This window comes from Cryobacterium sp. 10C3 (assembly GCF_034314285.1).
Classification (GTDB): domain Bacteria; phylum Actinomycetota; class Actinomycetes; order Actinomycetales; family Microbacteriaceae; genus Cryobacterium; species Cryobacterium glucosi.
This window is the reverse complement of sequence record NZ_JAVIWF010000002.1, coordinates 408,957-420,856: the sequence shown is the minus strand read 5'-3', so window position 1 is coordinate 420,856 and position 11,900 is coordinate 408,957. Positions and strand designations below refer to the sequence as shown.

The window sequence follows — 11,900 nt, the reverse complement described above, 5'->3', positions numbered from 1 at the left end:
CGGACAACGACGTCGGGGAACGGGTCGATTCTGACACAACCCACCGCAATCCACGGGTTCAGGCAGGCCCTAGGCTGGAGCGGTGCAATTCTCCCTCTGGCTGGCCCTCGTGGGTGCGGGTGCGCTGATCAGTTTCACGCCCGGGGCTGGGGCGATCAACACCATGAGCAATGCCCTCAATTCCGGGTTCCGCCGCTCCATCTGGGGCATCCTCGGCCAACAGGCTGCACTGGTCGTGCACATCACGATCGTTGCCCTCGGCGTTGGGCTGCTCGTCGCCAATTCGCCTGTCGCATTCAACATCATCCGCTATGCGGGCGCCGCGTACCTCGTCTACCTGGGCATTCGGCAGTTCCTCGCGAAGCCGAGCCTGGACGCCGAGAGCGCCCGGGCTCTTCGTGACGAGCCGCGCTGGTCGATGTTCCGTCGCGGCCTGTGGGTGAACCTGCTCAATCCGAAGGCGATCGTCTTCTTCCTGGCCTTCCTCCCCCAGTTCATCCGGCTCGACCGCCCCGCGCTCCCGCAATACCTGATCGCGGCAGCCACGGTGATCGTGATCGACGTGCTCGTGATGTGGCTCTTCTTCGCGGGAACGGCGCGGTCATTCCAGCGCTTCACCAGGGACGCGCGCGGCCAGCGGGTACTCAACCGCATCTTCGGAGTTCTCTTCGTCGGCGTCGGCATTCTGCTCGCTGCGATCCACTGACCGATCACCGGCGGCCCACCGGAGTAAGGCTCACTCCCGAGCGAGCCGGATGGTCAGGAAGACGCTGCTGGGGTCGAGGGTGTACCCGGCGAACGGCGGGCATTCGACGAAGCCGGCGCGCAGGTACAGCCGCCGGGCCGGGGCGAAAGAGTCCTGGGTCCCGGTTTCCAGGCTGACGCGCCCGATGCGCCGGTGGAGTGCGTCGTCGAGGATGTGCGAGAGGAGCCCGGCCGCCACTCCGCGACCGCGCGCCTCCCGCGTTGTGCGCATGGACTTGAGCTCGGCGTGGTCACTCGTCAGCTCTTTCAGGGCCCCACAGCCGACCAGGGTGCCGCCTTCCCGAGCGGTCCAGAATCGGATCTCCGGTGCGGACAGGGCTTCGAGGTCGAGGGCGTGGACACTCTCGGCCGGCGAGGAGGCGAACATATCCGCAAGATGCTCGTCGAGCAGCCGATGGACGTCCGGTCGCGCAGGATCGTCCCTGTCGATGGTGAACATTCAGGCATGCCCGGTCTCGGCGTAGGCCAGGGGCCGGGTCGTGGGGCAGGTCATCCACCGAGGGTATCGGTTCCGGGTATGAAAAAGCCCCGGAACCTTACGGTTCCGGGGGCATCTGTTGCGGGGGCAGGATTTGAACCTACGACCTCTGGGTTATGAGCCCAGCGAGCTACCGAACTGCTCCACCCCGCGCTACAAGAAGTAGCTTATCACAGCCTTGAGGCCCAGTCGAACCACGCGGCGCCGTGCATGCTGCGCGGGTTCTGTGCCGGCGCTCGTGCGTTGTGCCACACGCACGGACGGCCGGCTCCCCGAGGGGAACCGGCCGTCACGACCACGGATGCTGTCCGCGGCCGGTGCTGCTGTCTGCTACTGGCCCAGCAGGGCGACGCATGCTCGCGACGGTGTCGGAGAGCTTCTTGTCCGCCACACCGTAGGCCGCGAAGTCGCCGGCGGTCAGCGCCGCCTGCTTGTCGGCAATAGCCTGCTTGGCGACGGCCAGGAGCGCCTGGAGCTGGGCATCCGTTGCCGGGTTGCCCGTCGTCGTCGAGGGTGTCGTGGTGCCGCCTGTCGTCGGCGTCGTCGTTCCGGTGGTCGGCACCGAAGTGTCACCGGCCTGCGCACCCGAACTGCCGCCGAAGAGCACGTCGAGCGCCTTGTTCAGGGTGTCCTCGAAGGCGATCTGGTCACCGAAGGCCACGAGAACCTTCTGCAGCAGCGGGTAGCTGGTCTCACCCGTCGACTGCACGTAGACCGGCTGCACGTACAGGAGCCCGCCACCGACGGGCAGCGTCAGCAGGTTGCCGTTGAGCACCTTCGACTGGCCCTGCTTCAACAGGTTGAGCTGGGTCGATACCGTCGGGTCGGCGTTGAACTTCGCCTGCACCTGGCCGGGGCCCGGCACCGTGTTCGCCTTCGGCAGGGTGAGCAGGCGGAGCTTTCCGTATTCCGCCGATCTGACTCCGTCGGTCGCGCCGGCATCCGAGTCGACGGCGAGGTACCCGGTGAGCACGTTCCGGCTCGTGGTACCCGTCGCGTCCGGGATGAAGGTCGAGTACAGGGTGAATGCCGGTTTCTCCGAACCGGGCACCTGCATCGTGAGGTAGTACGGGGGCTGGAGAGTCGTGTTCGTCGACGGCGACACCGGGTCGTTCGGCGTCGTCCACGCGTCGTCGTGCGAGTAGAACGAGCCGGGGTCAGTCACGTGATACTGGCTCAGGATGTGACGCTGCACCTTGAAGAGGTCGGCCGGGTACCGGACGTGGCTCATCAGCTGGCCGCTCATATCGCTCATGGGCTTGACCGTGGACGGGAAGATCTTCTGCCACGTCTTCAGGATCGGGTCCGTGGTATCCCACGCGTAGAGGGTGACCGAGCCGTCATAGGCGTCGACCGTTGCCTTGACCGAGTTGCGCATGTAGTTGATCTTGTCGAGCGCGAACGGCTGTGCGGGCGTCTCGGTGTCCGTGATGGCGTCGCTCAGGCCGACCGGTGTCGAGTACGGGTAGTCCGCGCTCGTCGTGTAGCCGTCGACGATCCACTTGACCCGGCCGTCGACGACAGAGGGGTATGCGGAGGAGTCGAGGGTCAGGTAGGGGGCGACCTTCTGCACGCGCGTGACGGGGTCGCGGTCGTAGAGGATCTGGGACTGGTCGTTGACGTCGTTGGCGAGGAAGATCTGCTCGGACTGGAACTTGAGCGCATAGATCGAGCTTGTTGAACGCGTTGTCGAGCTTCGGACCGCCGTTGCCGGTGAACGTCGTGTAGGTCTGCTGGGCGCCATCGGTGCCGGACGGATAGTCGAGCTCGACGGGCTTGCTGTCCGCCGCGGCCCCGACGATCGAGTAGGTCGGTGAGTTCTCACCGAAGTAGATCCGCGGCTCGTAAGTTCCGAGCGATCCGGTCGTCGGGATGCCGGACTCGAGGAACACGGGCTGGCCGTCTGCCGAGCGCTGGTTGCCGTATGCCGCGACGACGCCGTACCCGTGGGTGTAGACGATCGTCGAGTTCACCCAGGTGTTCCCGGCGTTGAGCCCGGACAGCTTGAGATCACGGACGGAGACGACGGTGTCCTGGGACTTGCCGTCGATCGTGTACCGGTCCACATCGAGGTTCTTCGGGAACTGGTAATACTGCTTGAACTGTTCCAGCTGCGAGAAGGCGTCGCTCACGAGGGCCGGGTCGAGGATCCGGATGTTGGCGGTCGTCGTCGCGTCCGCCCGAAGTGCCCCTGGCTCTGCGGTCGTCGTCGCGTTGTACGGGACCTCGGTGACACCGGAGAGGTCGTATGCGTTCCGGGTGAGATCGATGTTCCGTTGGATGTACTCGGCCTCGAGGGACTTCGCGCTCGGATCGACCTGGAAGCGCTGCACGACCCACGGGTAGAGGGAGCCGAGCAGGAGGCTTGTCACGATGAGGAGCGCCGTGCCGATCACGGGGAGGCGCCAGCGACCGATGATCGCCGTGACGAGGAAGAGGATGGCGACGACGGCGGCGATGCCGGCGAGGATCGCCCGTCCGGGGATGGTGGCGTGGGTGTCGGTGTAGCCGGCACCGGTGATCAGGTCGTTCGTGCTGGTGAGCGTCGAATACTGGTCGAGCCAGATGCTGAGCGCCTGCAGGACCAGGTAGAGACTCGCCGTGACGGCGATCTGGACGCGAGCGGCCTTGGACACGAGGATTTCGCGGCCGCTGACCCGGATCGACCCGTACAGGTAGGTGGTCGCGATCGCGACGATGGCCGAGATGAGGACGACGGCGGATGCGAAGCCGAGGAACGCCTGGAAGAACGGCAGGTCGAACAGGTAGAACGACACGTCGAGGTGGAACTGCGGATCGGTGGTGCCGGTGTCGGTGCGGTTCAGCCACATCAGCACGACCTGCCAGCGGGTGGCGGCGGCGACGCCGGCGAAAAGGCCGAGCAGAGCGGGGATGCCGTACATGGCGAGGCGGCGGAGCGGCTCGATGACCTGCTGGTAGCGGTCGAGCTGCGAGTTGAGCTTCGCGTAGACCGGACGCATCCGGTAGGCGATCTGGATGCTGACGAAGACCGGGATCGCCATGGCGAGGAAGCCCACGAAGAAGAGAGCGGCTCCTGCCGCCCACTGGGTGGTCAGTACGCTCAGGAAGCCGAGCTGGTTGAACCAGAGCACATCGGCGTACAGGCCGGCGAACACAAAGAACAGGATCACCAGCCCCGCGATGATGGCGGCCGTAATGGCGAGGGGGGCACGACTCCTGCGAGGAGCGTTTCCGGTGGATTGTGACGTCACGAATGGGCCTCTTGGTCTGTAAATCGGCGGTCAGGCCTCATTCTAGACAGGGGTTCTGGGAGCAGGCCTGCCAGCCGGCCCCAAGCCGGCTCAGAGTTCCCTGCAAGGCCGCTGGGGTATCCCCCGTTATTGCACGGGGCAGTGCGGGAGTGCGCTCGTGTCCGCCCCGGACTTGATGGCGTCCAGCGCGGTGAGTGCCTGGTCGAGGGTCGTGACCGAGAAGACCGTGAGACCGTCCGGGATGTGCCCGGTGACCTCGTCGCAGTCGTCCGCGGGGGCGAGGAACCAGTCTGCTCCGGCGCTCCGGGCGCCTGCGAGTTTCTGGCGGATGCCGCCGATCGGGCCGACCGTGCCCGCCTGATCGATCGTGCCGGTGCCCGCGACGTTCTCGCCGCCCTGGAGGAGCCCGGGGGTGAGCTTGTCGATGATGCCGAGCGCGAACATCATGCCGGCGCTCGGGCCGCCGACCTGGTCGAGCTGGATGGTGACCGTGAACGGGAACCGATACTCGGTCTTCACGTTGATCCCGATGATCGCGGAGCCGTCCGAGTCGACGGGGGTGACCGTGAGGTCCTGCGCGACGCCGCCGCGCACGATGCCGACAGTGGCCGGAACGCCGGCGCCGTTCGCCGTGAGCGCGGCACGGAGGGAGGCGATGTCGGTGACGGCGGCGCCGTTGACGGTGGCGATCTGGTCGTCCGCTTTGAGGACGCCCGTCGCCGGCGAACCGTCGGGCAGCGAAACAACCGAGACGATCGTCGGGTAGGTGTAGCCGAGGTTCGTCAGGGCGGCGGCGATCGCATCCTGCTGGGAGTTGACCATCTGCGCGGTGTTCTCCTCGTCGCGCTGCTGCGTCGTGGTGTTCGAGGGGAACGCCGCCTCGATCGGGATGACGGCCTGGCTGGAATCCAGCCACGCTCCGGCGACCTTGAGCCAGCTCGGGCGGTTGTCCGGGTTGCCGACGAGGGACACGGTGAGCATGTCCAGCGTTCCGTCGGTCGGGAAGGTCTCCGCGCCGTCGATGGTGATCAGGGGCCTGTCCGCACCGTCCTCAGAGATGGTCGAGCCGATGGTGTTGTAGACGGGGCCCGGCTTCTCGATCACGTATGGGGCCGGGGTGACGCCGAGGATGATGCCGCAGGCCAGGGCGATGCTGAGCACGATCCAACCGGCCTTGCTTGCACGCCGGGAGCGCGGCGATCGCTCTTCCCAGGTGGTGCCGGAGTCGGATGGCGTCGGGTCGTCGGTGAAGAGGGCCACCGGGCTCCTTCCAGGTTATGCCGGGCGTTCGCGGCAAGCGGACACCAGACCTCTCAGCGTAGGTCATTTCCCAGTTCGGGCCGGGCGTCTCGGACTAGCGTAGAAGCAAGCGACTGAGAGGTGCCTGAAGTGCCCGACGACTCCCGACCCGACGAGGGTCCCAACCCGGAAGACGAATTCCGGGACATGTTGCGCGACATCCTGTCGGGCAAGTCCTCCATCGATCCGAGCCAGCTCGCCGGAGCCGCCGGCCTGCCGGCAGACCCGGCCAGCATCAACGCTCTCATGCAGCAGTTGCAGGGTGCCCTCCGCGGCAACGGCGAGGGCGGCATCAGCTGGGACGCAGCGCTCACGCAGGGCCAGAACAAGGCGGCCGAGAGCCAGGTCTCGGTGACCCCCGCAGAGCACGCCGCCCTCGACCAGGCGTTCCACATTGCTGCGCTCTGGCTCGACGAGGTGACCGACATCGCCGAACTCACGGTGGTCCCGCGCCTTCTCACCCGCAAGGAGTGGGTCACGGAATCCATGCCGGTCTGGACCCAGTTGGCGGAGCCGGTCGCGAACAGCATCTCCGATTCCCTGACCAAGGTCCTCACCGACCAGGCGCCGGAGGAGCTCAAGGGCATGATGGCCGGCGCGAGCAAGATGATGCGCAGCATCGGAGGCACCCTCTTCGCCATGCAGCTCGGTCAGGTCGTCGGCCAGCTCGCGAGCGAGGTCGTCTCAGGAGGCGACATCGGCATCCCGCTCATGACCGACCAGCAGGCCGCCCTCGTGCCGCAGAACGTCGCGGCCTTCGGCGAAGACCTCGACGTGCCGATCGACCAGGTTCAGATCTACCTTGCCGTGCGGGAACTCGCCCACGCCAGGCTGTTCCGGCATTCGCGCTGGCTGCGCCTGCGGCTGATCAGCTCGATCACCGACTTCGCCCACGACATCAGCATCGACTCAGGGCGTCTCGAAGAACTCGCCGAGGGCTTCGACCCGTCCAACCCCGAGGAACTGCGGCAGGCGATCCTGAACGGATCGCTGATCCCGCCGAAGTCGGAGACCCAGCTCGCCGCCCTCGCGAGGCTCGAGACGATGCTCGCGCTCGTCGAAGGCTGGGTCGACGTCGTGACCGTCGAGGCCACGAGCAGGCTCCCCCGCGCCGATGCCATCAACGAGACCGTCAAGCGCCGTCGCGCCTCTGGCGGTCCGGCCGAGTCCGCGTTCTCGACCCTCGTCGGGCTCGAGCTGCGTCCGCGCAGGCTGCGCGAGGCCGCCGCGATGTGGCAGGCCGTGACGGATGCCGTCGGTAACGACGGTCGTGACGCGCTCTGGGCGCACCCCGACCTTCTGCCGACGTCAGCGGACCTCGACGACCCGAAGGCGCTCGTCGCGCGGCTGACGAGCACGGCCGCGAGCGTCGCGGCGGGCACGGAACCCGAACTCGACGAGGTCGACCAGGCACTCGAAGACCTGCTGCGCGAGGACGGCCCCGACCGCCCCCACGAGGAGTAGCCCCGCGCCTAGAGCAGGCCCTTGGTGTGCCAGACGGTCTTCGTCTCCGTGAAGGCGAGGATCCGGGCGAGGGAGGGCGCCGCGGCATCCGCCCCGGATTCGGGCTGGAGCACCCGGGTGAGGGTTTCGGCCGCGTCGATCTCGAGGTGCACCCAGTCGAGGTCGCCGGCACCGAGGAGGTCGATCGCGTTGACGTCGGCGTGGCTCGCGAGCCACGGCGCCATCTCGGCCGGTGACCCGGTGAGGATGTTGACGACCCCGCCGGGGACGTCGCTCGTGGCGAGCACCTCGCCGAGAGTGATCGCCGAGAGCGGCCTGGTTTCGTCGGCGACGACCACGACCGTGTTGCCTGAGACGAGGGCGGGGGCGACGGCGCTCACGAGACCGAGCAGCGACCCGCCGGACTGCGGGGCGATGATAGCGACGACACCGGTCGGCTCTGGCACGGAAATGTTGAAGTACGGCCCGGAAACCGGGTTCGCATTGCCGGCGACCTGCGCGTACTTGTCGGCCCAGCCCGCGTACCAGACCCACCGGTCGACGGCCTCGTCGACCTGCCGGCCCGCGGCCGACGCTGACACGCCCTCTGACTGCACGATCTCCTCGACGAACTGGGCGCGACGGCCCTCGAGCAGCTCGGCGATGCGGTAGAGCACCTGGCCGCGGTTGTACGGGGTCGCACGCGACCACCCCGCGAAGGCGGAGCGTGCCGCGACCACGGCATCCCTGGCGTCCTTGCGGGATGCCTGCGCCGCGTTCGCGAGGAAGTCGCCGCTCGGCGTCGCCACGGCATAGACGCGACCGGATTCGCTCCGCGGGAACTTTCCGCCGATGTAGAGCTTGTAGGTCTTGGGGACGGCGAGGCGGGTCACTTGGTGGCCTTCTTTCGTGCTGCGGACGGCTTGACGGCTGATGATCGGCGTCCACGGCCACGGCGTGGCGGGCGGCGGCGACTGCGGCGCTGCCCGCCGGCTGGAGGTACGCGGCGAGGCCGTGGCGGCCGCCTTCGCGGCCGTAGCCCGACTCCTTGTAACCGCCGAAGGGGCTCGCGGGGTCGAACCGGTTGAAGGTGTTCGCCCAGATCACACCGGCGCGGAGCCGGTCGGCGACGGCGAGGACGCGGCTGCCCTTGTCGCTCCAGATCCCGGCGGAGAGACCGTACGGCGTGTTGTTCGCCTTCGCGATCGCCTCCTCGGGGGTGCGGAACGTCAGCACGGAAAGCACGGGGCCGAAGACCTCGTCGCGGGCGATGCGGTGACTCGTCGACACATTGGTGAAGATGGTCGGCCGGAACCAGAACCCGTTCTCCGGCAGGTCGCAGTCGGGACTCCAGCGTTCGGCGCCTTCGTCCTCGCCGATGGCGGACAGTTCGGTGATGCGCTTCAGCTGGTCTGCGCTGTTGATTGCACCGATGTCGGTGTTCTTGTCGAGCGGATCGCCGAGGCGCAGCGTCGAGAGGCGCTGCTTGAGCCGGTCGACGACCTCGTCGTGGATGCTCTCCTGGACGAGCAGGCGGCTGCCCGCGCAGCAGACGTGGCCCTGGTTGAAGAAGATCCCGTTGACGATGCCCTCGATGGCCTGGTCGATCGGAGCGTCGTCGAAGACGATGTTCGCCGCCTTGCCGCCCAGCTCGAGAATGATCTTCTTGTCGGTCCCTGCGACGGCGCGGGCGATGGCCCTGCCGGCCCCTGTCGAGCCGGTGAAGGCGACGAGGTTGATGCCGGAGTGGCCGACGAGCGCCTGCCCGGTCTCGCGGCCCCCCGTGACGATGTTCACGACGCCGGCCGGCAACTCGGCCTGCTGGAGGATCTCGGCGAAGAGGAGCGCGGTGAGCGAGGTGGTCTCCGCCGGCTTGAGGACGACGGTGTTGCCCGCGGCGAGGGCCGGGGCGATCTTCCACGCGAGCATGAGCAGCGGGAAGTTCCACGGGATCACCTGGGCGGCGACGCCCCGCGCCGCGGGGTTGACGCCGAGGCCGGCGTGGTCGAGCTTGTCCGCCCAGCCGGCGTAGTAGAAGAACCAGGCGGCGACGAGGGGGATGTCGACGTCACGGCTTTCGGTGATCGGCTTGCCGTTGTCCAGGGTCTCTGCAACGGCGAGCTCGCGGGCGCGCTCCTGCACGAGACGTGCGATCCGGAACAGGTACTTGCCGCGGTCGCTGCCAGAAAGGGTCGACCAGCGCCGTTCGAATGCACGACGGGCCGCGGCGACCGCGGTGTCGACATCCGCCGCGTCGGCGTGTGCGATCATGGCGAGCTGCTTCTCGGTCGCGGGGTTGATGGTCTGGAAGGGCTCGCCGCGGCCGGCGACGAATTCGCCGTCGATGAAGAGTCCGTATTCGGGGCGGAGGTGCAGCAGCGCCTGGGACTCCGGCGCGGGAGCGTAGTCAAGAAAGCTCATCGTGGTTCCTTCAGTCGATCGTCACGTAGTCGGGGCCGGAGTAGTGTCCATCGCGCATCTTCTGCCGTTGCATCAGCACGTCGTTGAGCAGGCTTGAGGCGCCGAAGCGGAAGAGGCTCGGCGTGAGCCAGTCCTCGCCGACGGTCTCGGCGACGGCGACGAGGTACTTGATGGCGTCCTTCGAGGTGCGGATGCCACCGGCCGGTTTCACGCCGACCCTCGCGCCGGTGAGGCGATGCCAGTCGCGCACGACCTCGATCATCGAGAGGGTCACGGGGAGTGTGGCCGCGGGCTGCATCTTGCCGGTTGAGGTCTTGATGAAGTCGCCCCCGGCGAGGATGGCGAGCCAGGAGGCGCGGCGCACGTTGTCGTAGGTGTTGAGTTCGCCGGTCTCGAGGATCACCTTGAGGTGGGCGACACTGCCGTCGGCGCGGCGGCAGGCTTCCTTGACGGCGACGATCTCGTCGTAGACCTGGCCGAAACGACCGGAAAGAAAGGCCCCGCGGTCGATGACCATGTCGATCTCGTCTGCGCCGGCCGCGACGGCGTCGGCCACGTCGGCGAGCTTCACCGCGAGGGAGGCGCGGCCGCTCGGGAAGGCGGTGGCGACGGAGGCGACGAAGATGCCCTGGTCGCGACCGGCCGCGTGTGCGGAGCCGAGCGCCTCGACGGTGTACGGGACCATGTCTCCGTAGACGCAGACGGCGGCGACGCGGGGGCAGCCCGGGTCACCGGGGTCTGGCGTGAGCGCCTTGCCGACGAGGGAACGAACCTTGCCCGGCGTGTCGGCGCCCTCGAGGGTCGTCAGGTCGATCAGGCCGATGATCGTGTCGATCGCCCGCTTCTTCGAACTCGTCTTGATCGAGCGCGTGCCGAGGGCGGCGGCACGCTGTTCGAGCCCGACCGCGTCGATCCCGGGGATCCCGTGCAGGTAGCGGCGGAGGTTCGCGTCTGTGGCCTCGCCGCCGATGAGGGCGAGGGCACGGGACCTCGTCGACGGCTGGGTCGCGACCACTGGGATGCTTGTCATGAAATGTCCTCGCAGGGTGGTGGTGGGTGTCACGGGGGCTCCGGGCGCCTGAGGGCGTTCCGGTCAGTGGGTTTCGCCCAAGACGGCCAGGGCGGTGTCCTCGTCGGTGACGAGCACGGTGCAGAGGCCGCTGGAGACGATGGCGCGGGCGACGGCGTGTTTTGTGCTTCCCGCGATCACGGCGATCGCGGTCGGTGCCCGGCGCAGTTGTTCGAGCCGGATGCCGATGGTCCGCTCGTCGAGCTCGAGGTCGACGATATGGCCGTCCGCGTTGATGTACCGGCCGACGATGTCTCCGACGGCGCCCTTGCGCACGAGTTCGGCGACCTGGTCGGCAGTGAGGTAGCCGCTGTCGACGAGCGCCGAATTCTCGTCGGCCTGGCCTGCGCTGAACAGGTAGGCGGATGCCGCGCTGCCCAGGTCGAGGACCGTCGCGACGGCGCGGTCGGATTCGATCGCGAGCTTGGTTTCGACGCGCTCGAGGATCGCGGGACTCGGCAGCAGGGTCGCGGAGCCGTGCGCTTTCTGCGCGATCGTGACCGCGGTCGCCGCGGCCGTTCCCTCCCGCCGGTTGAGGCTGACGCCGCCGTTGATCTGCACGACGTTGACGCCGCGCGCCCAACCGGGCTTCAGGCCCTGGGCCACCTCGTGCAGGGTGCGGCCCCAGCTGATGCCGAGGGTCGCCGGAACCGGACGGAGCGCGGTGAGGTAGTCGGCGGCGGCCTGGGCCGCCCGGGACTGCAGCTCCTCGTCGGTCGAGACGCCGGCTGCGGAGACGACGACGGCGTCGCTCAGCCCGGTGTGTTCCCGCAGGCGACGCTCGACGATGAGGCGGCGGGCCCGCGGGTGCACGATCTCGATCCGGATGAAGCCGCTCGCCTTGGCTTGCGCGAGGAGCCGGCCGACCTTCCAGCGGGTGAGCCGGAGGACGGCGCCGATCTCGTCCTGGGTCTTGTTCTCTTCGTAATAGAGTTCGGCGGCGCGAATGGACAACAGTTCATCTGTATCGATCACGCGGTCCTCCGTTGGCTCCCCAACCAGCGTAGGACGCGTCGACGCACGCCTCAACTGTTGTGGGAAAACTTGCTCACATGAGCAGCGCCGCATCGGTGCCTTGCTGCGACCCCCGACTCCCTCCTGAGGTGTCGCATATCGAGGTTCCGTGGCCCAGGAACGTCGATATGCGACACCTCAGCCCACGTGGTCAGCGGGAACGGTCGAGGTCGTCTTC

7 protein-coding genes, 1 tRNA gene and 2 pseudogenes are annotated in these 11,900 nt (G+C 67.8%); 2 read left to right on the top strand and 8 right to left on the bottom strand.

The annotated features are described in order from the left end of the window. The first annotated feature begins 82 nt into the window (after positions 1-82). The gene (locus RGU41_RS02510; RefSeq protein WP_134445845.1) at positions 83-706 is read left to right on the top strand and encodes a LysE family transporter; all 624 of its coding nucleotides are present in this window, start codon (positions 83-85) and stop codon (positions 704-706) included. Positions 707-736: 30 nt separating this feature from the next. Here the strand turns inward: RGU41_RS02510 and RGU41_RS02505 are convergent, their stop codons facing one another. From RGU41_RS02505 to RGU41_RS02490, 4 genes and pseudogenes are all read right to left on the bottom strand, one after another. Continuing rightward, positions 737-1,204, bottom strand: coding sequence for a GNAT family N-acetyltransferase (locus tag RGU41_RS02505; RefSeq protein WP_134445846.1), 468 nt, complete (start codon positions 1,202-1,204; stop codon positions 737-739). A gap of 118 nt (positions 1,205-1,322) precedes the next feature. Beyond that, positions 1,323-1,396 (bottom strand) — tRNA-Met (locus RGU41_RS02500). 136 nt (positions 1,397-1,532) lie between these two features. Further along, positions 1,533-4,476 (bottom strand): annotated as a pseudogene (locus RGU41_RS02495) (UPF0182 family protein). Positions 4,477-4,602: 126 nt separating this feature from the next. Next, positions 4,603-5,736: a PDZ domain-containing protein gene (locus tag RGU41_RS02490; RefSeq protein ID WP_322135433.1), complete on the bottom strand. Its 1,134-nt coding sequence runs from the start codon at positions 5,734-5,736 to the stop codon at positions 4,603-4,605. 129 nt (positions 5,737-5,865) lie between these two features. Here RGU41_RS02490 and RGU41_RS02485 point away from each other — a divergent pair, with 129 nt between their 5' ends. Then, positions 5,866-7,239: a zinc-dependent metalloprotease gene (locus RGU41_RS02485; RefSeq protein WP_370294914.1), complete on the top strand. Its 1,374-nt coding sequence runs from the start codon at positions 5,866-5,868 to the stop codon at positions 7,237-7,239. Positions 7,240-7,247: 8 nt separating this feature from the next. Here the strand turns inward: RGU41_RS02485 and RGU41_RS02480 are convergent, their stop codons facing one another. From RGU41_RS02480 to RGU41_RS02465, 4 genes and pseudogenes are all read right to left on the bottom strand, one after another. Then, on the bottom strand, positions 7,248-8,111 hold the full coding sequence (locus tag RGU41_RS02480) for an aldehyde dehydrogenase family protein (RefSeq protein ID WP_134445847.1): 864 nt from the start codon (positions 8,109-8,111) through the stop codon (positions 7,248-7,250). 67 nt (positions 8,112-8,178) lie between these two features. Beyond that, positions 8,179-9,639 (bottom strand): annotated as a pseudogene (locus tag RGU41_RS02475) (aldehyde dehydrogenase family protein); the annotation flags it as partial. 10 nt (positions 9,640-9,649) lie between these two features. Continuing rightward, positions 9,650-10,669, bottom strand: a complete 1,020-nt coding sequence (gene deoC, locus RGU41_RS02470; protein WP_134445849.1) for a deoxyribose-phosphate aldolase — start codon at positions 10,667-10,669, stop codon at positions 9,650-9,652. A 63-nt stretch (positions 10,670-10,732) separates the two neighbouring features. Further along, positions 10,733-11,683, bottom strand: coding sequence for a sugar-binding transcriptional regulator (locus RGU41_RS02465; RefSeq protein ID WP_322135432.1), 951 nt, complete (start codon positions 11,681-11,683; stop codon positions 10,733-10,735). Positions 11,684-11,900: the final 217 nt, after the last annotated feature.